Genomic DNA, 21,311 nt, shown 5'->3' with positions numbered 1-21,311 from the left:
CAGTGTAGCGCAATTATTGCCCCGAGGCAGGAGACCACGAATGCAGTTTGGTTTAAGCGAAGAACAAGAAATGATCGTGTCGACCGTGCGCAGTTTCGTGGAAAACGAAATCTATCCGCACGAGGCAGACGTTGAACGCACAGGCCATGTGCCGCCCGAATTGGGCGAAGCGATCAAAAGCAAGTGTATCGATCTAGGGTTTTATGCCTGCAACTTCCCCGAAGAGGTTGGCGGTGCTGGGTTAAGCCACGTCGATTTCACACTGGTCGAACGAGAACTAGGCCGTGGATCGATGGCGCTGACCCATTTCTTTGGCCGCCCTCAGAACATTTTGATGGCTTGTGATGCCGAACAACGCGAACGCTATTTGCTGCCCGCCGTTCGCGGCGAACGCATGGACGCACTGGCAATGACAGAACCGGACGCCGGATCAGACGTGCGCGGCATGAAATGCAGTGCTGTGCGCGATGGCGGAGATTGGGTTGTGAACGGGTCCAAGCATTTTATATCGGGTGCGGAACATGCCGATTTCTTTATCGTTTTCATCGCCACCGGCGTTGATGACACGCCCAAAGGACCAAAGAAACGCATTACCACCTTTCTTGTGGATCGCGGCACGCCCGGTTTTGAAGTCCGTGACGGTTATAATTCGGTCAGCCACAAGGGGTACAAAAACTGCATTCTGGATTTTGATGACTGTCGCCTGCCGGATTCTCAGGTGCTGGGCGAGGTCGATGGTGGTTTTGCGGTGATGAACGAATGGCTTTATGCCACGCGGATCACGGTTGCAGCCTTTTCCGTCGGACGCGCGCGCCGCTGCTTTGATTATGCGCTGTCTTATGCGGCGGAACGCAAGCAGTTCGGCCAACCCATCGGCAAGTTTCAAGGTGTCGGCTTTCAGATTGCCGATATGATCACCGAGATTGATGCCGCCGATTGGCTCACTTTGGCGGCGGCCTGGCGGCTTGATCAAGGCCTGCCCGCCAATCGAGAGATCGCGAGCGCCAAGCTTTATGCCTCTGAGACGTTGGCGCGGGTGACTGACGCGACCTTGCAAATTTATGGTGGTATGGGATTGATGGATGATTTCCCAATTGAACGGTTCTGGCGCGATGCGCGGGTAGAACGCATCTGGGATGGCACATCGGAAATTCAGCGTCACATAATCAGTCGCGACTTGTTGCGGCCTTTGGGTGCTTGAAATGGTTTCGAATGAGCATGGCTCATCCGATAGGAGCGAGGGGTTTCCCCTCGCGCTCCCCAAGGTATTTGGGACCCAAAGAAAGGCAAAGAGTGGTTTTTGGTGGCACGGTTAAGTCGTCTTTTTAGACCGCGTAGCGTTGCGGTCATTGGGGGGGGCGCTTGGTGTGCGGCCGTCATCGAGCAAACCCAAAAGATGGGGTTTGACGGCCAGATTTGGCCTGTCCATCCACGTGCTGCAACTGTGGGCGGATATACGGCGTTTCCGTCTGTCAACGCCCTGCCGGGGTCTCCGGATGCGGTGTTTATTGGTGTAAACCGTCATGCGACGATCGATGTTGTGGCGCAACTCGCGCGTATCAATGCGGGCGGGGCCGTTTGTTTTGCCTCTGGCTTTTCCGAGGCGAGTGCCGAGGATGCCGCGGCGCAGGACCTTCAGGCACAACTGGTCCGCGCGGCAGGTAATATGCCGATCCTAGGCCCTAATTGTTACGGCTTTATCAATGCGCTGGATGGAGCGTTGCTGTGGCCGGATCAGCATGGCTGCGCGTCGGTTGATCGCGGTGTCGCCATCCTGACGCAAAGTTCAAACATCGCCATCAACCTTACGATGCAGCAGCGCGGGTTGCCCATCGCCTATACGGTGACTTGTGGGAACATGGCGCAGACGTCTCAGGCGCAGATTGCCATGGCGCTGTTGGATGATCCGCGGGTGACGGCAATTGGTCTGCATATCGAAGGGTTCGGAAATCTGCGTGATTGGGAGGCGCTGGCCACCAAGGCGCATGCAAGGGGTATCCCGCTTGTCGCCTTAAAGGTCGGCGCATCCGAACAGGCGCAGCGTGCGACCATTTCCCATACTGCGTCGTTGGCCGGAAGTGATGCCGGGGCTGATGCTTTACTTGCGCGCCTTGGCATTGCACGGCTGCGCACCCTACCCGACTTTTTAGAAACGCTGAAACTGCTACATGTCCAAGGCCCTTTGGCGGGATCAAAGATCGCGTCGATCAGCTGCTCGGGGGGCGAGGCGAGCCTGATTGCCGATATGGCTGTCGACACGCGCATCAGCTTTCCTGCGTTGACCGACACCCAATCCCACGATTTGCGCGCCGCTTTGGGCCCGATGGTCGCCCTGAGCAACCCACTTGATTACAACACCTATATCTGGCGTGACAGAGACGCGATGGCGCGCGCGTGGGGTGCCATAACGGGGCCGGGCATTGATATGACCCTGTCGATTATTGACTATCCCGCAACGGATGCAAAAGACTGGGTGTGTGCCACAGATGCCGCGTTAGCAGTGCGCACGCAAACGGATCGTCCCTTTGGCGTTGTTGCGTCTTTGCCGGAGCTGATGCCAAAAGATATCGCCAAACAGCTGATGGCCGGCGGCGTTGTTCCTTTTTGCGGCCTAGGCGAGGCTTTGGCCGCGATTGAGGCCGCAAGTCACGGGGCAGTGCCCCATGCTTTGCCCCTATGCCTGCCCGCCGAGCTAAGCACCGACACGCACACCCTAAGTGAGGCTGAGGCCAAAGCGGCCTTGAACGCGCATGGTGTGGATGTACCGCGCAATCTCACCACGTCTGCGGATCAAGCGTACCTAGCCGCGCAGGACCTGACCCCGCCCTTTGCCATTAAGGGCGTGGGCTTGGCTCACAAAACCGACGCAGATGCGGTGCGCTTGAATGTGTCGATGGACGGCGTCGCACAGACCGCCGTGCAAGTTAGCACCCCGGTCGTGTTGATCGAGGAAATGATCGACGGCCCTGTTGCTGAGTTACTGGTCGGTGTCACCCGTGATGACGCCCACGGATTGATCCTGACCCTTGGCGCAGGGGGCGTGCTGACCGAACTGCTGCGTGACACGGTTTCGCTGTTGTTGCCTGTCACCAAAGACGACGTGACCTATGCCTTAAACGCACTGGCCTGTGCGCCGCTGTTACACGGATATCGCGGCAAGCCCGGTGCGCATATGCCCAGCGTCATCGATGCTGTCATGGCCGTGCAATCCTATGCCCTTGCCCAAGCCGACACCTTGAGCGAAATTGAGATCAACCCGCTTTTGTGCACGCCCACCCGGGCCGTTGCAGTGGATGCGCTGATAGAGAAAGCTGACCCAAAATGAGCCCCATCAAAACACGACGCGAAGGTGCGATCCTTGAAATCACTTTGGACCGCCCCAAAGCAAATGCCATTGATCTCGCCACCAGCGTGGTGATGGGCGAAGCGTTTATGGCCTTCCGTGACGATCCCGAATTGCGGGTCGCGATCCTGACTGGGGCTGGACAAAAATTCTTTTGCCCCGGTTGGGACCTTAAGGCGGCGGCGGACGGGGACGCCGTGGATGGCAACTATGGTGTGGGCGGTTTTGGCGGCCTGCAAGAACTACGCGACATGAACAAACCGGTGATTGCCGCCGTGAACGGGATTGCCTGTGGTGGTGGGCTGGAACTGGCGCTGAGCGCCGACATCATTCTGGCCGCAGATCACGCCAGCTTTGCCTTGCCCGAAATACGATCCGGCACTGTGGCGGATGCGGCGTCGGTCAAGTTGCCCAAGCGCATTCCTTATCACATCGCGATGGAACTGCTGCTGACTGGCCGGTGGTTTGATGTCAACGAAGCGCATCGTTGGGGCTTGGTGAACGAGATCGTTGCGGGCGCGGATTTGATGGATCGTGCATGGGATTTGGCCCGCCTGCTCGCCTCTGGTCCGCCGTTGGTTTATGCGGCGATCAAGGAAATCGTGCGCGATGCTGAGGATGCAAAGTTTCAAGACGCCATGAACCGCATTACCAAAAGCCAGTTGGCCTCTGTGGAAAAACTGTATCGTTCGGATGATCAGTTGGAAGGTGCGCGTGCCTTTGCTGAAAAACGCGACCCCGTCTGGAAAGGCCGTTAAGGCCCGCTGCTGAGGCTGACCAATTTGGCGGGCAATTCAACGTTTGGGGCGTGCATCCATTGGCAGGCCACTTGGCACGTTGGGTGGAATACCCAGCTTGCCCTCCTTCGCCGTTTCACCGGTTAACGCGCCCAGAAAATCAACAATTGCGGTGACTTCTGTATCCTGCAATGGCGTTGGATCAAGTGTGATCGCCGCCCGCTGGCGTGTGATTTCGCGGGCATCGCGCCTGACCATGAAGTCCGCTTGTTCCAGCCACGGCACAGACACCAACGCCGCCATCTTTGGCATCCACGTATCAAAACTGCTGCGTGGATCTAAGTGGTGGCGCACGATGCCCTCTAGCGTCGGATAGGCCCCGTTGTGCCCATAGGGCGCAGTCAGCGCGACATTGCGCAACATCGGCGTTCGGAACGCATAGGCATCTTCTAGGCGGTCACTTTTGCCCATCCGCCCCACGTCCCGCACCATCGGATCAAAGGGCCGCGTGCGCCCCGGCCCAAAGGGCGGCAGGCCAATTGCATGAAAGCCGTGATCGCTTAGCAGTGAGCCACTGTGACAGCTCGCACAGTCTGCCTTGCCGTAAAACAGCGCCATACCGTCCTGTTGTTGCGGTGTCAGGGCCCTCGTTTCGCCAGCAAGATAGGCGTCAAAGGGGCTATCAAAGCTGGTCCATTCATGGACCATAAAGGCGCTAAGGCTGTTGGCGATATCCGCAATTGTGATGTCAGATGCGGATTGAATGTGCGGGAAGGCCTGCGTGAACATTTTGGCATAGGCGGGGATATGGCGCACGCGGTCGGTCAGGATTGGCCATGCGTAATCAATGCGATTGTGCACGGCCCCTGCCACTTCGTTTTCGCGCGGATTACCCGCCATTTCAAATTGTGCAACCAGCGGAAAGATGGATTGCGCGGCCAACAGATTATCAAGGCCGTCGGGCAACCATTCCTGCGCGGGCGAGTTAAAACCGTTCTCGTAGGTGTCTTGAGCCATCAGCCGCCCGTCATGAAACATCACCGACAAATCACGCGCGCCAAGGTTCCACAGCCCCGGCGCATTGCGCGGGATGCGTTTGCGAATACGATCATCGCCCGTGCCCGGCGTGCGTTCAGGGCCAAGGCCCACACCGCCCTCTCCGATCCCAAGGCTTAGCCCATCGGCGGTGCCAAGATCAGGGTGGTGACAGGTTGAACAGGCGATATTTTGATTGCCCGACAGAATGCGATCGTAAAACAGCAATTGACCCAGTTTAGCTTGTGCCAGATCGACAGGAATGAAATCATCCATGGTCAACGAACGCGGTAAATCGGTGGCAAAAGCCGGTGTCGCGGCAAGGAGGACAACATGCGCAAACTTGCCATAGCCTTGGCGTTTCTGGCCCTGCCCGCCTGGGCCGAAATGGAAGAGGCCCGCGATTTGATGGAGGCGGGTGAATATACCGCCGCCTATGATGCATTGTGGCCCGCCGCGCGATCCGGCAACGCCGAGGCCGAAGAATTGATCGGTGTCCTTTACGCGCTTGGCCTTGGGGTTGAACGCGACGACGAGCGTGCTTTTGAATGGTATCTGCGCGCTTCGTTGAAGGGGCACCCGGGCGCGCAAAGCGGCATCGGCTGGTATTACGAAGTCGGACGCGGCATGCCCGCCCGCGACCTTGTGCGCGCTTACATGTGGTACACGTTGTCCGCCATCGGCGGCGACCCGGACGCGGCCATCTCGCTTGAGGAAGTGGTCAAGAAAATGACGAAAGAAGAGATTGATCGGGCGCATATTCTGGTCGCTGATTACAAGGTGTGGATGTATCCATTTCGCTGAGTTTGGCAGTCTGCCCTATCCAATGGAAGATAGAACTGCCAAAATTTACAATACGCTCCATCACACGGCAATCAAGGCAGGCACCAACCGGAAAATCCCTTGGAAAACGGGATTTTAATGACTTAGCGCCCCACCCCAAACCACTTTGCACGCAGGCTATCGTATGTCCCATCCTCGCGCAGGCGCAGCAAAGTCTGATTAAGCGGCTCAAGCAACGAACTGTCAGTGGGCAACGCGATGCTATAGTTCTCGGGTTTAAAAATGGGGTCCAGCATGCGCCCCGTTTTCTGTCCACGCGTCGTGACATAGTAATCAAGGATTGGTTTGTCGAAAACGACCGCGTCCAAGTCGCCGGCTTCAAAAACACGATACATCTCTTCGAGATTGTCGAGCTCAATGAAATTTATGTCTCTGTTCAGCAAAAACGTAGAAGCGGTTGACCCGCCGATTGTGCCGACGCGCTTGCCTTCAAGATCCGACAATGAAGTGATTTCATTTTTCAACGCATTAACCGTCATTGCCGCTGTGATTGTCGCCACAAAGACGGACACCACAAAAAGGGATGATACGACTAAAAGCACCGCAAACCCGCGCCCAGCCCGCGATTGCGGCATGCGTTCTTCGAACCCCCCATTAACCACCAAATTCAACGCCCACCAAAACGCAGGGAAAGCCGCATCTTTGGCGGGGCGACGAAAGTAATCCGACACGTTGCGTTCGAACACCCACATCAGCATGCCGCCACCAAAAAGCAGCAGTATTGCAATCGCCAACGCAAAAAAGATATCCCACGTCAGCAATGCAGAAAAAATCGAAGACCTTTTCCCGCCAAACGGAACCATAATTTGCAAGCCGCTGTCAAAAATCGGCTGGGTGAAATCCATGACCGTTTCGCGCGCGGCCGTGATCGAGATATTGGCAATCGCGCCGTCCACAGCCCCCGTTTCGACAGCCGCCAACATCTCACCAAAGCTGTCCGTGCGAACAAACGTCGCCGTCAGATCCAACCGTTTGGCAAGCTCTTGGAACAGTTCGATACTAAATCCGACGTGCTCACCCTCGCGTTCCATCGAAAATGGCTCGCGCGTGACCGTCGAAATCGAGATATCAGTTTGTTGCGCCAGAACCGACGACCCAAATGAGACCGCCGCAAGAAACAACAGCACAAGTAGCTTTCTCACCTTGACCCCCAAAATTCACGCAAAAGTGCGTGGGACGTAGAAACGCACGCTTAAACAGCCAAACCATCAGCATCAAGCATCCAATTTCGGCTAGCCCCGGAATATTCCAATCCCGAGGCTGATCTGTCACGCCGGAGGCAAACGCGCGTTCAGGTGCATCAGATTTAAGCGCAGTACTGTTGGCCATATAAAAAACGGCTGTCCGCACCAAGACGGCTCGCATTTTGTGTTGGCGTCGGCGCATAAATGTTAAAACCGTCGGCGACGATCTTTTTGCGTGCAGCAATCGACGGACTCTTAAGCGACGCGAAAAACCAACTGGTCCATATTGGCACTAACCTACACTTCGGTCAGCCTAAATTATGATGGGTCTACATTGTGACTTACATTTCACCACTACTTACTTTTTGCGTTCGGAGTGGGGCGCAACCTACTGACCAGTTTGCTGCCGGTTTCAATAACCGTCTTCATCCGTTCTTCGAGGCGCGTCATTTCGGCGATACCATTCTTCAGTTGCTCGGCCTCATCCCCCAACACCGTCAATTCCCCGTATAACTGTTCAGATCCCTCAATCTGCGCCTCTGCCCCTGCAACAACGGAACGCAGCGTTTCAACGAGTGAGCCAGCCTCAGGAGCACCCTCGACGCTCGCCATGGCCGCATCCAATTCTGCGATCGATTTTCGCATGGCATCGAACCATTCAGATGATAGCCGCGGTTCTCTTTTTGCAGTCAGCATCGCGCCGCGTTCCAATGAGCGGCTTTTTGACACGACAGTGTCGATCTGATCACGCAGCGAAACCTGAACCTGAATGATGTCATCATTTACGGACACCACACGACGCAATACCAAGTCGAGTTCATCAACAAGCAGGCTAATGCGATCAAGAAAGACATTCAGGTCGCGGGCCAAGACACCAAACTCATCGGCTGTCTTAACTTCAACGCGCCGATTAAGATTGGTGTAAGCCTTGGACAAACTGCTTACGACAGCGCGCAGCCGCAAAAGAGGCTCCATTCGGCTTCGCAGGATCAAGAACAGCAAAAACGAATGCAAAACGATCTTTCCGATCGCCAAGCCGAGAGTGACCTTGATGTCTTCCCACCAGACAAGGAAATCACGGGCCAAGTAATTTCGCACCACAATATGCCCAAGCACGTCCCCCACATCCGCATCTGTGTGGCAACTGAGACAGAATGAATTTGCCGCAATTTCGACGATTGCAGTCTTGTGACGCGTGTCCGGAACAGGTGAAATTGGAACACCTTCCGGAGTATAGCCAAACGCGTCTTCGATTGACGTTACCGTAACTTCGGACGGCACGATGCCAATTTCGTAACCCAGATCTTCCCAGTTTTGGTCCAGGATCGGATAGATCGTGCGGGCCGCGACTGGACCGCCTTCGTTTAACATGATGGATACCACGTTCTCGGCAAGTTCTTCAGCGACCACGCGCGCCTGGTTTTCGCCGTCGCTGGAATATACCCGATAAACATTCGCCCCCTTCAACGCGAACTCAAGGGCTGAAACAGCCATGAGAACGATAAAAAAGTCTTTGATCATGTGAATGAGGAAGGATTTGTCGAACCGACCAATAGAAAGTTCGTCAGGTTTAGACATAAACAATTGCTTTCTTGTCTTCATTGGCAACCAACGAGTTCGCAATGTCTGAAGCGCAGCGAGGCCGGCAGCTTTGATTGACCCAAGGGTAACCATCTCGCTGGAAATGGAACTACAAAATATAGTTATTGGAGTTTCTTAAGAGATTCACCTAGCTTAGGCCGTTGATTGCACGGCCTCGCACAGAGGCGAACACACAACAAAAAAGGCCGCCCCAAAAAGGAACGGCCTTTCTAAAACATGCAGGCGGTTGCCTGCCTTGGGTTAGTTCAAATCGGCATCGCGCGCGGCACCAATTTCCGCCTCAGCCTCGGACACAGCCGAAGTCAACGCATCAAAGATCGCGGGACCACGGGCCACGTTGTCTTTGAACCAGTCATAAACCGGTGTGGACGCTTCGGCGAAAGCCGCCTTTTGCGTAGGTGTCGGCACATACAGATCACCACCACCGGCGACGAACTCTTCGTAAGCGGCAATCGACTTGCGCTTGGGCGATGCGAACGTGGCCTGTTGCAGGGCATAGAACCCATCAACCACAACGCGGCGCATGTCTTCTGGCATCCCGGTGAACTTTTCATTGCTCATCCACCACAGCGCGCCCATGTAGGCGTGCCCATCCAGCGTCACATATTGCAGACCCGCATCAGGGAACTTCATGCCCATGATGTCGGTGATGCCGTTCTTGGATCCTTCAACAACGCCCGTCTGGAACGATGTGAACAGTTCAGGCCATGGGATCGGCGTTGGGGACGCGCCCAATGCTTTGACCAACTCTTGGGGCAGGTCGGCGACCACGGTGCGGATTTTCAGACCGTCCATATCGGCAGGCTCGGCCACACGGCGTTGCGTGTTGGCAAAGTTGCGCCAGCCACCTGTGTTGCCGATGGTCATCAGGCGGATCGAGTTGTCGGAATCCTCAAGCGCCATGTCACGCATGGTGCGGGTGAAATCGCCCGACAGTACGTGTTCGGCGATACGGTCGTCGGCCATCAAATAGGGCAGATCAAGCACCTGCACATATGGGAAAATGCCGGACGCACCCCCCGAGGTCGAGATATAGACATCAATGCTGCCATCCGCGACGCCTTGCAGGCATTCCGCACCGTTTGAACACAGCTGGGTGCCGATGAACAATTCCACAGCGATGGCACCGTTGGATGCTGCCTCGACGTAGTTTTTGAACACAACAAGACCGTCATAATCTTCGTCGTTTTCGTTGGAGTTGGCCGTGGCCCGGATTGTGAAATCCTGCGCACTTGCCATCATGGTGCTGCCTGCAAGCAGCGCGGCGGCCGTAAGGGCCTTGAGGGTTGTCTTGAGCATAATTTAGGTTCCTCCCATTGGTACTCAATCGTTTAGTTGGCGAACCCCGTCAGGCGGGGAATGGTCATCGAAATCGCGGGGATATATGTAATCAAAAAGATCACGATCACCTCGACTGCGAGGAATGGCAAGATGGCTTTGGCGATGGTTTCGACCTTTTCTTGGCTGACCGCTGCGGCCACAAACAGCACAAGCCCCATGGGCGGCGTTGCCAGCCCCACAGTCAGATTCACGCTCATGATGATGGCAAAGTGGATCGGGTCGACGCCCAGATCGGTAAAGATCGGCGCAAGGATTGGACCCAAGATGATAATCGCCGGACCCGCATCCAAAAACATGCCCACGACGAACAGCAGCAGGTTGATCAAAAACAGCAGGATCAGTGGATTTTCCGACAACGTCAGGATGTAGTCGGCCAAGATTTGCGGCGCATATGACAGTGACACCACTGTCTTGAACGCCATCGCAGCCCCCACCAACAGCAGCACAATGGCCGACGTCAGCCCAGCGCGCGACAGGATATTAGGAAGGTCTTTCAAAGACATGGTGCGCAACACAAAGAACGCTACAAACATCGCATAGGCCACGGCAACGGCGGCAGCCTCGGTTGGGGTGAACACCCCGCCAAGGATACCGCCGAGGATCAGAACTGGGGTTTGCAACGGCACGATGGCGCGTTTGCAGATGGTGCGGAATTGCCCGCTAACTTGGGTGCGCAGCGCCAACATCAGCGCGTGAGCCACGGCGACGGCCCCGGCAAGGGTTACCCATTGCATCAGCGCAGATGTGGCCGGGATGGGAACAATGGCCCAGATCAAAAGACCGATGTTCAGGCGCACCAAAACAAAAGACACCCATTTTTCCAGCGGCTTCAGTTCGACCCCGTCAAATTCAACCCGTTTGGCCGCAGGTAGGTCGTAGTGATCCGCAGTCAGCCGGATCATCACCATCAACCCCACACCGACCATGATCCCCGGCACAATGCCCGCAAGGAACAAGGCCGCAACGCTTTCGCCCATCACATAGGCATAGATAATCATAATGCCCGAAGGCGGGATAATCGGCCCGATCACTGAACTCGCCGCGGTGATCGCAGCGGCAAAGCGGCGGGTATAGCCTTCTTTTTCCATGGCCGGGATCAGCATGGACCCCAGTGCAGATGTGTCCGCCACAGCCGATCCCGACAGCCCAGCAAACAGGATCGACGACAGCACGTTGACTTGCGCCAAGCCGCCACGCAAATGACCCATCAGTGCTTGGGAAAACTGCACAAGGCGGATGGTGATGCCGCCTTTGTTCATCATTTCGCCCGCAAGCATAAAGAACGGGATCGCCATAAGCGGAAAGCTGTCCATCCCGTTGTAAACATTGCGATAAAGCAGCGTGATGTCTTTTTCCTGTCCATTCAACCACAACAGCAAACCCGGTGCGGCCAACAGGCCAAAGAACACCGGCAGACCGATCAAAAGGAATAACAAAAACAAGGGCAAGAACCAGATCAACATTTATTCAGCCCCCGCCATTTCGCCCATATCGATGACAGGCAAGCGGTCTTTGCCGCCTAGCATTTGCACAATGCCGCGCAGGATCAGTTCGATGTTTACGGCCAGCAAAAGGATGACGCCGACGAGCAGCGACAGCATCATCCAGCTGCGCGGAATACGAAACCAACCGTCGAATGTAGGCAGGTAAAGGGATGCAGTGGCAAAGCGGCCTCCGAACCCGGTGACTTCGCCCCAGCCGATTTGTACCGCGACGACCAAAATCAGGGCCGATATCAGCAACAGGATCAGCGACAGTACAGCCGACACACGTGCTGACATAAACCCCGAGATCATATCAAGCGCCACAAACCCGCCGCGCCGAAACGCAGTGGGCGCCATCAACCCCGTCATCCAAAGCATGCAAAACCGCGCAGCCTCATCCGGCCAAGGCAGGGCGTTGTTGAACACATAGCGCGCGACAACCTGTATCAAAATTGCAGCCACCATGATGGCAATGGCGGCAATGCCAATGCCGCGCCCAATCTTGAGCACGAGAGCATTCACAACACTGATAGGTGCAAGCACCGTCAGCAAAAGCCCCATATGGGCCCCCTCCCTTTTTGTTATCGGCCCGACGCTTATCTGCGTCGTGGCCGGGGTCGTCCCGAAAGCCTAGCCAATCGGGCCGATTTGTCCGCCATAAAACGTCAACGGCGCGCCATCGCGCATTTCGGTGCGCTGCACTTGGCCCACGATAATGATGTGATCACCTGCATCATGTGCAGCCACCCTGCGGCATTCAAATCGCGCAAGGCAATGATCAATCAGGGGCACGCCGTCCGCATTCAATGTATGCGCCACTGCGCCCAGCGCGTGCACATCCCGCGATACCTGCGTGCACAGGTCTTGTTGTTCAGCCGCCAAAACGTGGATCGCGTAGTGATCCGCTGCCTCAAAATAAGGAAAGCGACGTGACGTGCGATCGACTGACCACAACACAAGTGCTGGATCCAGCGACACTGACGCAAAGCTGTTGGCAACAATAGAAACCGGGCCATCCGCACTATGCGCCGTGATCACGGTGATGCCTGTGGCGAACTTTCCAAAGGCGTCGCGCAACTGGCGGCTTGTGCTCTCGTCGGGCGAAAACACCGTAGGTTGGATCGGGTCTTGCAGGCTCATCACGCCACCTCGTGCCCAAGTGCTGCTTCGTACAGACGGAACCATGTGGGGCGATCCAGGTTGACGCGCATCGCGTCGCTGATCCGTTTAATCCGGTCCAGATTGTTGGTGCCCATCACTGGCAAAATGCCCGCCGGGTGCGCCAGCAAAAAGGCGACAGCAACGGCGGCGCGGTCCACGTTATGTGTCTCGGCCAATTCATCCATGACCGCATGCAGCTTGTCACTGCCCGACATCAAGCCGCCCCCACCCAAAGGGGACCACGCCATCAGGTGATGCCCGTGTCGTTGGTGGAAAGCCAAATCACCGTTGCTAAAGGGGTCAATCTGCCCAAGGCTGATTTCGATCTGGTTGGTGATCATCGGTGTTTTCATCGCCGATTGCAGCAAGTCCCAGTCATAGGGCCGGAAATTCGATACACCTACGGCGCCCACTTTGCCGGATTTTACCACTTCGTCCAGCGCGGCGCCGGTTTCATGGTGATCCATGAACGGGTCGGGGCGGTGGATCAGCAGCAGATCAATATGGTCAATCGCCATATCTGTCAGCGAGTTTTCAACCGATTGCAGGATGTGCGCACGGCTGGTGTCGTAGTATTTGACAGGTGCCGCGGCATAGCGGCCCGCCGGGGCGACGATATCGCATTTGGTCACGATTTCCATGCGTCCACGCAAGGATGTGTCGGCCTTCAAAGCCTCACCCAAGATCGCCTCGGCAACATATCCGCCATAGATGTCGGCCTGATCAAAGGTTGTGATGCCCTGATCAAGGCAGGCGTGAATTTTGGCCTGCACGTGTTTGGCGGATGTGTCGGTGTCGTCACCGATACGCCACATGCCATAGACGATACGGGAAAAATTTGTGCTGTCAGATAGTTGGACGCGATCCATTAGTGGCGCTCTCCTAGCGAAAGGGGTGTTGCGGGCGCGCCGGTCGGCACCCGTCCATAAGCATGGGGCAAAGAACAGGTTTTCAAGTGCGGCATGACGCGCGACCCAAAGTGCTTTGCCTCGTCAATGTGCGGATATCCCGAAAAGATAAAGGCCCGGATACCCATCTTCTGGTATTCTTCGATCTTGGACAAGACTTGATCGGTGGACCCAACCAAAGCCGCTCCGCAGCCAGAGCGTGCACGACCCACGCCTGTCCAAAGACCCGGTTCAACATAGCCGAACTTGTCTGCCAATTCGCGCGCTTTGGCCTGATGCGCCACACCCAAAGACGTGGAATCCAACGCGCGATCACGGATCAACTGTCCGTACTCATCATCAAGTTTCGATACGATGTAGTCGGCATATTCGCGCGCCTCGGCTTCAGTATCGCGCACAATCATGTGGACGCGCAGACCATAATCCAGCGTGCGATTGTATTTTTCAGCCACAGCATTCACATCGCGCATGCGGCCTGCCAATGCCTCTTTGGGCTCGGGCCACATAAGGTAGACGTCACAGTGTTGCCCACAAAGTTCGAGGGCCGCAGGGCTGTAGCCGCCAAAGTACAAAAGCGGGCCGCCCGTTTGGTAAGGGCGCACGGGGTCTGTCGTCAGACCTTGAAAATTGTAAACGTCGCCTTCGAAATTGATCTCATCCTGCGTCCACGCTTGTTTCAGGATTTCGACCACTTCGCGCGAGCGTTGGTAACGGAAATTACTGTCGGCCTTTTCGCCGGGAAAGTCGCTGCTGATGATGTTGACCGTCAACCGCCCCTCTAGCATGTGATCCAGCGTCGCGATGGTACGGGCCAGCATGATCGGTTGCATTTCTCCGCAGCGCACTGCGGCCAGCATGTTGATCTTGTCAGTAATCGGCGCACAGCCCGCCACAAAGGACAACGTGTCTTGCCCAACCTGATAGGACGAAGGGCACAAAACGTTGCGAAAGCCCTGCGCCTCGGCCTCGCGTACGATGTTGCTGCAATGCGCCCAGCTGGATCGCATATCGCCGTCGGGCACACCAAGGAACTGATAGTCGTCTGAACACAGCGCCGAAAACCACGACACTTCGGCACCATCAAGATCAGGGGACGTGATCGGAACAACGGTCATGTGCGGTCTTTCGATTGGTGCAACTTCATACTTGCGTAACACTGTCATTGATGTAGATCAATAATGTATCAATTTTCACTTCCACTGGCCCTGGCACATCGCGTGACGTCACCACATCCCTCCCCCCAAGCGCTGCCGATCTATGTGCAGATCGCCGAACTTCTGACGCGGGACATCGTGTCAGGGCGCTTGATAGATGGCCAACGCCTACCCCCCGAACGCGAGATGGCGGTAGAGCTGGGCGTGTCTGTAGGCACCCTGCGCAAAGCGCTGCGGGATATGGGGGAAAAGGGGTTGATCGAAGCGGTTCAGGGGTCGGGCAACTATGTGCGCGCTGGGGGCGACACAGGGTCGGTCTATGCGATGTTTCGGCTAGAACTGATGGAAGGCGGCGGCTTGCCGCGCGCCCAAGTGCTAAGCCTAGATCACATGGACAAGCCTGCTGATTTGCCCGCTTTTGGCACATCGTCACAGGCCACACGCATCCGCCGTCTTCGCAGCCTCAATGAAACAATTATAGCGGTCGAGGAAATTTGGCTCGATGCGGATGCAGGTTTGATCGAGGAAAGCACAATGTCCGAATCGCTGTATGCCACGTATCGAAAAACCTTGGGCCTTTGGATCCAACGCGCCCAAGATCGCGTTGGCTTGGCATCCGTCCCCGACTGGGCACCCGATGACTACGCCCCGCGCCCAGGCGATGCCGTGGGCTTTATCGAACGTCTTAGTTGGGCCGATCGCCCCGACGCGATTGAATTTTCGCGCACATGGTTTGACCCTGCGCGCGCCGTCTACGTCCAACGACTGAAATAAGGAACGCCACACATGGCACAACAGGTAAGATACGGCATCATTGGATGCGGCATGATGGGGCAAGAGCATTTGCGCAATATCGCGCTGCTGCCCGACACCCAAGTTGCTGCAATTTTCGAACCTGACGCCGAAATGGCAGCCAAGGCGCAATCCCTAGCACCGGACGCTTTGATGGTCGAAAGTGTCGCTGCATTGCTGGCGGTAGAAGATCTGGATTGTCTGCTTATCGTCAGCCCCAACTTTCGTCATGTCGAACAGTTGCAAGATATTGCCGGCACGCGCGCGCTGCCTATTCTGGTGGAAAAGCCGCTCTTTACCGATCCTGACGACGTGGCAAAACTGGTCACCTTCCGGGACACCTATCGGGCCCCTGTTTGGGTCGCGATGGAGTATCGTTATATGCCCGTCATCTCTCATTTCTTGGATCGTGCGGATGATGCAACAGGTGGGATCAAGCAATTTTCAATCCGCGAACACCGATTTCCGTTTCTTGAAAAAGTGGGGGATTGGAACCGGTTCAACCGCTATACGGGCGGGACATTTGTGGAAAAGTGCTGCCACTTCTTTGATCTGATGCGCCATACTTTGGGCGCTGAACCGATACGCGTTATGGCATCGGCTGCGCAGGCCGTGAACCACCTAAGCGAAGCTTACGAAGGGGAAACGCCGGATATCATCGACAGCGGTTATGTGATCGTCGATTTCGAAGGTGGCGCCCGGGCGATGTTAGAATTGTGCATGTTCGCCGAAGGGGCCGCCTATCAAGAAGAACTGTCTGCCGTTGGTCCCACAGGCAAGATCGAAGCCTTTGTACCCGGTCCGGGACGGTTCTGGCCGACGCATCTGGGCCCTGCTCCGGTCGCCAAATTGGTGACCTCACCCCGCGCACCGCAAGGGCCGATAACCCATGACATTCCTGTAGACCCCACACTGCTTGAGGCAGGGGACCACAACGGATCAACATTCTATCAACATCAGAAATTTGTCGCATTGGTGCGCGGCGAAACAAGCGTTGCTGAAGTGTCGCTTAATGATGGGTGGGCCGCAGTCGCAGTTGGAATCGCAGCGCAGGAAAGCGCACGCACAGGTCAAGCCGTAGACCCACGATATTGGATGCCCTAAGTTTCGGGCGCAAATCCTCAATGAGGATTTGTACACAGACTTTTTAAAAAGTCTGCGTCTGCCTTAATACACCGTGTCTTGTTGCTCGGGCGGGGCCTCGAATTTGGCTAAATCCTGCCGATTTCAACGGAATTTTCTGTTGTGGCCTTCAAGGTCAACATTTCTGCCATCACAGATCACCCCGCCGCTCTGGATAAACTCGACCACATGCGCGCCATTTCAATGCGGCACATAGGTTTGAAATTGCGCATCGAATCCATGTACACGGGTTGGGTCGTCGTTTCTCTGTGATCAAACCAACGAAACATCCCCTGCCCGATGCCCTAGGCGCAACGATTACAGCGTCCGTTCCGAAGAGATAGAGAGTGATATGACCTTAGACGACGTAACGGCGCAAATCCTAGCCCAGCCCCTTACCCCGCACAGACGCATCGTAGCCATTGCGGGCCCACCAGCGAGCGGCAAAAGCACTGTGGCAGAGGCTTTGGCAAAACGCCTTACTGCACAGGGCGAAGACGCGTTCGTCGTGCCGATGGACGGCTACCACCTTGACGATCGTTTGCTTCATTTAGATGGCACTCAGAATCGTAAAGGTGCGCCTCATACCTTTGATGCTGACGGTTTTGTTCGCCTAATCACAGCACTTCAATCTGTTAATCCAGTCATTTACCCTATATTCGACCGAAACCGCGAAATTGCCATCGCAGGTGCGGGCCGCGTGCCCGCAAAGTGCACAACCGTCATTGTCGAAGGCAACTATTTACTGCTGCAACAAGAGCCTTGGACGCGGCTACTTGATCTATGGAGCTTTTCCATTGCGTTAAAACCGCCAATGGAGTTGCTGATAGAGCGCTTAAAGGCACGATGGGTCGAACATGACAAGCCAGATGCGCAAGCATGGATTGACACCAACGACGTACCGAATATCACCACGGTACTAACCAAGTCGGCCCCGGCTGACGTCACATGGACGGAGACACCAACATGATCTTGTGTTGCGGAGAAGCGCTGATCGACATGATCCCGGATGCGGACGGGGCTTATGTCCCCCATGTCGGAGGGGCTGTGCTGAACACGGCTGTGGCCCTTGGACGCCTTGGCGTGCCTACGGGATTGATCACTGGCCTGTCTTCGGACCCGTTTGGCGCGATGATTGCAGCACATATGACGGCCAGCGATGTGTCGACCGCACATGTTGTGCGCAGCGCGCGAAATACCACGTTGGCTTTTGTCCATCTGGACCAAGGGCAGGCGACCTATACCTTCTATGACGAAGGCACTGCGACCCGCGAAATCAACCCAGACGACATCGACCCGGTTCCATCCGACATCGAGGCGATCTTCTTTGGCGGTATCTCTTTGTGCAACCCGCCTGTGGCCGATAGCTTGCTTACCCTTGCAATTGCCCAGCCCGAACGGCGTTTGGTCATGGCTGACCCCAACATTCGCCCCAGCTTTGTGTCGGACCACGGTGGGTATCGCGCGCGATTGAACGCGCTTATCGGGCGGGCCGATATCATCAAGCTGTCTGACGACGATCTGAACTGGATTGAACCCGGCGACGCGTCGTTGGCAGACAAAGCCCAAGCGATCCTAGCCAAGGGCCCAAAAATGTTTCTACTGACCGAGGGCAGCGAAGGGGCCACGGCCTATCTGCAAGGTGGCCGCCACCTGCACGTCCCCGCAGCAAAGGCCACGGTTGTTGACACAGTCGGCGCAGGCGATACCTTTAATGCTGGATGTTTGACGGCGTTGCGTGCGGCTGATGCGCTAAAGCCCGAGGGGCTTGCCACGTTGCCCGAAGAAACCTTGCGCGACATGCTAACCCTTGCAGCACGCACGGCCGCAATCACCGTATCACGTGCAGGCGCAAATCCACCGTGGGCGAACGAACTCGACTAAGGCGAGTTGCGCAAAATGCGCACCTTACATCTTACACAAAGGGCAGGTAAAAATCGCGGATTTCATCCCCGGACCTGCCCTTAAGCCGTTTCCATTCGTCTTGTTTCAAAAAGACTACTGCGTCGCAGATGTCTTTGCCGACGGCTTTCTGCAAGGCCTTGTCTTTCTCCAAGGCTTGCATCGAGCGGTCCAGCGTCGTTGGCACATGTCGCGTGGCGCGGGTGTTTTCCAAGCCATCAAGGTCTTCGGCCCCAGGCAACTCATAGCCGTTTTCAACACCCAAAAGCGCCGCCTGCAAGACAGCTGTCACCGCCAGATAGGGGTTGGTCGCGCAATCCGCCGTTCGATGTTCCAACCGCGCTGAGTTCGGCGAAGCGATACAGGTTCGCGTTGTCACCAATCGGTGATCCTCGGCCCAATTCGCCCAATATCCCGCCATCGACGCAGGCCCAAGGCGATCGTAACTATTTACTGTCATCGCCAACAGCCCCGCCAGCCCTTCATGGTGATGGATCAGCCCAGCCATGCACCCCTTGGCCACGTCCGAAAGCACCCCATCCGGCGCTATCACGTTGGTCCCACTTTCATCCGCAAAACTAAAATTCACGTGCAAACCCGACCCACCCCGATCCGGGATCGGCTTGGGCAGAAACGTCAGCAACAGTCCCATATCAGCGGCCACTTCCCGCGCCATCGTTTTGAACAGAAACGCAGCATCACAGGCCGCCACGGCATCATCAAAAGCCAAGGTCAGTTCGAACTGACCGTTGTCATATTCCCCGTTCATCGACTCGATCCGCAAACCGGCATCCGTTGCCGTTGCCCACAGTGCGTTCATCAACCTATCGGGATCATTTTGCGGCCCAGTGCCGTACACAAATGCACCGGGTGTATCATAAGGAATCCAGACGCCATCATCGTCCTGCTCAAAAACATAGGCCTCCATTTCCAGCCCGACTTTGGGCGACAATCCACGCGCCTGCCAAGCCGCAACTGCCGTCTGTAGCCGCCCCCGCGCGCACAGGCCAAAAGGCGCGCCGTCGGCATGCAGGGTGCCCAGCGCAATTTCGCAATCTTGCTGCCAATCTGGATGGCGGGCGTCGTCCAACATCAGCTCCATATCCGGGATACCATCAAACACGCCGGCCCCCGGCACAGGGATCAGATTGCGATCAAACGTGGTGCCAAACACCCCGCGTGCAAAACTGACTTTGCCCCTTGCCGCCGCATCCATGGGCACAAATTTGCCACGCGGAAGGTTCAACAAATCACAAAACAGAACTCGGGTGCGTTGGGTCATTTGATCCTCTTTAGATTATGGCGTTGGGTCAGTAGATTGCCCTGCAGATAAAACCAAATCGTGTCCATGTGAGCGCGGATGTGGCCTTAAGCTTAGTGATACGCGAAGCCAATTCTTGCAACATGCACTTGGGTCCCAAATTCGCCGACTACTTTTCGAGAACAGGGGGCAATTTGCCCTTCAGACGTTTTCAGTTGAAATTGAACTGACCAAAAACGAACCAAATCGCCGGGCAGTGTGCAGTTTTTCCATCCTGCCTAAATGATCAAGATCACAAGGGCTAACAGCACGAACCCTACCGCACATAACGACAAGATTAAGCGCCATCGCCACCGAGCCTCATTCACATCCTCAACAGTTTCGCGCTTTGCCACACTGTTGCGGCTGGCAAATTCACGCCCCCGTGATTTTGATCGCATCGGTGCATGTCGCATCACGCTTGTCAGTGTTGGGGGGGAAACGCGGCTTTTCACGAGGCCAACATGTTGCCAGACATGCGGCCCATCGCGCATATCAAAGCCGCAGTTTTCACAACGCGGCCTTTTCGCGGCTCATCGTCCAAATGTCCTGCACATTGCGCGGCACATCACCGCCCAAAGCACGCGACATCTTGGCCCCGGCAGCCATCAACAAACCGGCAAGGCGTTGTTCTGCATCCACCCCACCGCGCCCCGTAGGAAACGCAATCGCGCCGGTGGCAACGACAACATGATTAGCGTCAAATAGCGGAATGGCCACAGACGACACGCCCGTGCGCAACGTATCGCGGCTGCGCGCATAGCCACATCGCGCAATGGCATCAAGTTCGGCCCGAAGCGCAGTCTTGTCCGGAGGGTTCTCTGGCGTCACCCATGTGCGCGGCACATCCAAGGCCTCAATCAGTTTCGAGGCCGGTGAAAACGCCAAAAACGCCTTGCCCGACGCCGTCGCAAACAAAGGCGGCAACCCATAAGCATCAAAGCTAACGCGCACCGGATGACTGTGATGTTCGGCGTGATAGACATCGACAAGATCAAAACCCCGAAGGCGGCTGATATGCACCAATTCGCCAGCTTCACGGCTCAGGGCATCGACAACTGTGCGCACCATCTCGACCTCGGGCACCGTGCGCGCGCGCATTCCTGCAAGTCGGGTCAAGGTCGGGCCAAGGCAGTAGGCGCGCGTTTCTGAATCTTGCTCCAAAAACCCAATTTTCTCTAAGGCGACCAAATGGCGATGCAGCGTTGCCTTGTCGCGAGCAGTCAAGCGCTGCACATCCGACAGTCCCAACCGCGGGCGCGCGTCGGTAAAAAGCTCAAGAAGTTCGAAGGCTTTTGCAATCGTCGACATGAGGTACAGCTTGACGCACCTCGTTTCAGCTTACAATATATTTTTGCAGCCACTGGTTCATTTAATGAACCCATCAAGAAAGCAGGATGCCC

The 21,311-nt window shown here is 56.0% G+C and carries 19 protein-coding genes; 8 read left to right on the top strand and 11 right to left on the bottom strand.

What is annotated here, in order from left to right; translation table 11 throughout:
* The first annotated feature begins 40 nt into the window (after positions 1-40).
* From ABJF76_RS09515 to ABJF76_RS09505, 3 genes are all read left to right on the top strand, one after another.
* Positions 41-1,201 carry an acyl-CoA dehydrogenase family protein gene (locus ABJF76_RS09515; protein ID WP_413822199.1) on the top strand — a complete coding sequence of 387 codons (1,161 nt, stop codon included), beginning with the start codon at positions 41-43 and terminating at the stop codon, positions 1,199-1,201.
* Positions 1,202-1,303: 102 nt separating this feature from the next.
* Positions 1,304-3,325: an acetate--CoA ligase family protein gene (locus ABJF76_RS09510; RefSeq protein ID WP_413822198.1), complete on the top strand. Its 2,022-nt coding sequence runs from the start codon at positions 1,304-1,306 to the stop codon at positions 3,323-3,325.
* Positions 3,322-4,101, top strand: coding sequence for a carnitinyl-CoA dehydratase (locus tag ABJF76_RS09505; RefSeq protein WP_413822197.1), 780 nt, complete (start codon positions 3,322-3,324; stop codon positions 4,099-4,101). The genes ABJF76_RS09510 and ABJF76_RS09505 overlap by 4 nt, the downstream gene beginning before the upstream one ends.
* 36 nt (positions 4,102-4,137) lie before the next feature.
* On the opposite strand, the gene ABJF76_RS09500 is transcribed toward ABJF76_RS09505, so the two are convergent.
* On the bottom strand, positions 4,138-5,391 hold the full coding sequence (locus ABJF76_RS09500) for a cytochrome-c peroxidase (RefSeq protein ID WP_413822196.1): 1,254 nt from the start codon (positions 5,389-5,391) through the stop codon (positions 4,138-4,140).
* 57 nt (positions 5,392-5,448) lie between these two features.
* Between ABJF76_RS09500 and ABJF76_RS09495 the strand changes: the two genes are divergently transcribed.
* Positions 5,449-5,919 (top strand): tetratricopeptide repeat protein, encoded by a 471-nt coding sequence (locus tag ABJF76_RS09495; RefSeq protein WP_413822195.1) that lies wholly within the window; start codon positions 5,449-5,451, stop codon positions 5,917-5,919.
* A 122-nt stretch (positions 5,920-6,041) separates the two neighbouring features.
* On the opposite strand, the gene ABJF76_RS09490 is transcribed toward ABJF76_RS09495, so the two are convergent.
* The 8 genes from ABJF76_RS09490 to ABJF76_RS09455 all read right to left on the bottom strand — a co-directional run bounded on the left by ABJF76_RS09490 (position 6,042) and on the right by ABJF76_RS09455 (position 14,753).
* The gene (locus tag ABJF76_RS09490; RefSeq protein WP_413822194.1) at positions 6,042-7,100 is read right to left on the bottom strand and encodes a transporter substrate-binding domain-containing protein; all 1,059 of its coding nucleotides are present in this window, start codon (positions 7,098-7,100) and stop codon (positions 6,042-6,044) included.
* A gap of 396 nt (positions 7,101-7,496) precedes the next feature.
* On the bottom strand, positions 7,497-8,720 hold the full coding sequence (locus ABJF76_RS09485; RefSeq protein ID WP_413822193.1) for a HAMP domain-containing protein: 1,224 nt from the start codon (positions 8,718-8,720) through the stop codon (positions 7,497-7,499).
* Between the two features lie 264 nt (positions 8,721-8,984).
* Positions 8,985-10,043 carry a TRAP transporter substrate-binding protein DctP gene (dctP, locus tag ABJF76_RS09480; protein WP_413822192.1) on the bottom strand — a complete coding sequence of 353 codons (1,059 nt, stop codon included), beginning with the start codon at positions 10,041-10,043 and terminating at the stop codon, positions 8,985-8,987.
* Between the two features lie 32 nt (positions 10,044-10,075).
* Positions 10,076-11,548, bottom strand: a complete 1,473-nt coding sequence (locus ABJF76_RS09475) for a TRAP transporter large permease (protein WP_413822191.1) — start codon at positions 11,546-11,548, stop codon at positions 10,076-10,078.
* Positions 11,549-12,130, bottom strand: a complete 582-nt coding sequence (locus ABJF76_RS09470) for a TRAP transporter small permease (RefSeq protein ID WP_413822190.1) — start codon at positions 12,128-12,130, stop codon at positions 11,549-11,551.
* Positions 12,131-12,199: 69 nt separating this feature from the next.
* Positions 12,200-12,709, bottom strand: a complete 510-nt coding sequence (locus ABJF76_RS09465; RefSeq protein WP_413822189.1) for a flavin reductase family protein — start codon at positions 12,707-12,709, stop codon at positions 12,200-12,202.
* Positions 12,709-13,599, bottom strand: a complete 891-nt coding sequence (locus ABJF76_RS09460; protein WP_413822188.1) for an aldo/keto reductase — start codon at positions 13,597-13,599, stop codon at positions 12,709-12,711. Before ABJF76_RS09460 ends, ABJF76_RS09465 begins: the two co-directional genes overlap by 1 nt.
* Entirely contained in the window at positions 13,599-14,753 is a 1,155-nt protein-coding gene (locus ABJF76_RS09455; protein WP_413822187.1) for an LLM class flavin-dependent oxidoreductase, read from the bottom strand. Before ABJF76_RS09455 ends, ABJF76_RS09460 begins: the two co-directional genes overlap by 1 nt.
* 102 nt (positions 14,754-14,855) lie before the next feature.
* On the opposite strand from ABJF76_RS09455, the gene ABJF76_RS09450 reads away from it, so the two are divergent.
* The 4 genes from ABJF76_RS09450 to ABJF76_RS09435 all read left to right on the top strand — a co-directional run bounded on the left by ABJF76_RS09450 (position 14,856) and on the right by ABJF76_RS09435 (position 18,590).
* A complete protein-coding gene (locus ABJF76_RS09450; protein ID WP_413822186.1) occupies positions 14,856-15,566 on the top strand; it encodes a GntR family transcriptional regulator in 711 nt (236 codons plus the stop codon).
* A 12-nt stretch (positions 15,567-15,578) separates the two neighbouring features.
* Complete coding sequence (locus tag ABJF76_RS09445; protein WP_413822185.1) at positions 15,579-16,688, top strand: Gfo/Idh/MocA family protein; 1,110 nt, start codon at positions 15,579-15,581, stop codon at positions 16,686-16,688.
* 370 nt (positions 16,689-17,058) lie between these two features.
* Positions 17,059-17,676 carry an AAA family ATPase gene (locus tag ABJF76_RS09440; protein WP_413822184.1) on the top strand — a complete coding sequence of 206 codons (618 nt, stop codon included), beginning with the start codon at positions 17,059-17,061 and terminating at the stop codon, positions 17,674-17,676.
* Positions 17,655-18,590, top strand: coding sequence for a carbohydrate kinase family protein (locus tag ABJF76_RS09435; protein WP_413822183.1), 936 nt, complete (start codon positions 17,655-17,657; stop codon positions 18,588-18,590). The genes ABJF76_RS09440 and ABJF76_RS09435 overlap by 22 nt, the downstream gene beginning before the upstream one ends.
* 31 nt (positions 18,591-18,621) lie before the next feature.
* Here the strand turns inward: ABJF76_RS09435 and ABJF76_RS09430 are convergent, their stop codons facing one another.
* Positions 18,622-19,890 (bottom strand): glutamine synthetase, encoded by a 1,269-nt coding sequence (locus tag ABJF76_RS09430; RefSeq protein WP_413822182.1) that lies wholly within the window; start codon positions 19,888-19,890, stop codon positions 18,622-18,624.
* Positions 19,891-20,418: 528 nt separating this feature from the next.
* A complete protein-coding gene (locus tag ABJF76_RS09425) occupies positions 20,419-21,219 on the bottom strand; it encodes an IclR family transcriptional regulator (protein ID WP_413822181.1) in 801 nt (266 codons plus the stop codon).
* Positions 21,220-21,311: the final 92 nt, after the last annotated feature.

Origin of the sequence: Tateyamaria sp. (assembly GCF_039940735.1) — a bacterium.
Taxonomy (GTDB): Bacteria; Pseudomonadota; Alphaproteobacteria; order Rhodobacterales; family Rhodobacteraceae; genus Tateyamaria.
This window is presented reverse-complemented; position numbering and strand designations above follow the sequence as displayed.

What these genes read in the sequence shown, in the direction of transcription:
- ABJF76_RS09515 (WP_413822199.1), top strand. Translation starts at nt 41, where the DNA reads ATGCAGTTTGGTTTAAGCGAAGAACAAGAAATGATCGTGTCGACCGTG.
- ABJF76_RS09505 (WP_413822197.1), top strand. Translation starts at nt 3,322, where the DNA reads ATGAGCCCCATCAAAACACGACGCGAAGGTGCGATCCTTGAAATCACT.
- ABJF76_RS09500 (WP_413822196.1), bottom strand. Translation starts at nt 5,391, where the DNA reads ATGGATGATTTCATTCCTGTCGATCTGGCACAAGCTAAACTGGGTCAA.
- ABJF76_RS09495 (WP_413822195.1), top strand. Translation starts at nt 5,449, where the DNA reads ATGCGCAAACTTGCCATAGCCTTGGCGTTTCTGGCCCTGCCCGCCTGG.
- ABJF76_RS09485 (WP_413822193.1), bottom strand. Translation starts at nt 8,720, where the DNA reads ATGTCTAAACCTGACGAACTTTCTATTGGTCGGTTCGACAAATCCTTC.
- dctP (WP_413822192.1), bottom strand. Translation starts at nt 10,043, where the DNA reads ATGCTCAAGACAACCCTCAAGGCCCTTACGGCCGCCGCGCTGCTTGCA.
- ABJF76_RS09475 (WP_413822191.1), bottom strand. Translation starts at nt 11,548, where the DNA reads ATGTTGATCTGGTTCTTGCCCTTGTTTTTGTTATTCCTTTTGATCGGT.
- ABJF76_RS09470 (WP_413822190.1), bottom strand. Translation starts at nt 12,130, where the DNA reads ATGGGGCTTTTGCTGACGGTGCTTGCACCTATCAGTGTTGTGAATGCT.
- ABJF76_RS09465 (WP_413822189.1), bottom strand. Translation starts at nt 12,709, where the DNA reads ATGAGCCTGCAAGACCCGATCCAACCTACGGTGTTTTCGCCCGACGAG.
- ABJF76_RS09460 (WP_413822188.1), bottom strand. Translation starts at nt 13,599, where the DNA reads ATGGATCGCGTCCAACTATCTGACAGCACAAATTTTTCCCGTATCGTC.
- ABJF76_RS09455 (WP_413822187.1), bottom strand. Translation starts at nt 14,753, where the DNA reads ATGACCGTTGTTCCGATCACGTCCCCTGATCTTGATGGTGCCGAAGTG.
- ABJF76_RS09445 (WP_413822185.1), top strand. Translation starts at nt 15,579, where the DNA reads ATGGCACAACAGGTAAGATACGGCATCATTGGATGCGGCATGATGGGG.
- ABJF76_RS09440 (WP_413822184.1), top strand. Translation starts at nt 17,059, where the DNA reads ATGACCTTAGACGACGTAACGGCGCAAATCCTAGCCCAGCCCCTTACC.
- ABJF76_RS09435 (WP_413822183.1), top strand. Translation starts at nt 17,655, where the DNA reads ATGGACGGAGACACCAACATGATCTTGTGTTGCGGAGAAGCGCTGATC.
- ABJF76_RS09430 (WP_413822182.1), bottom strand. Translation starts at nt 19,890, where the DNA reads ATGACCCAACGCACCCGAGTTCTGTTTTGTGATTTGTTGAACCTTCCG.
- ABJF76_RS09425 (WP_413822181.1), bottom strand. Translation starts at nt 21,219, where the DNA reads ATGTCGACGATTGCAAAAGCCTTCGAACTTCTTGAGCTTTTTACCGAC.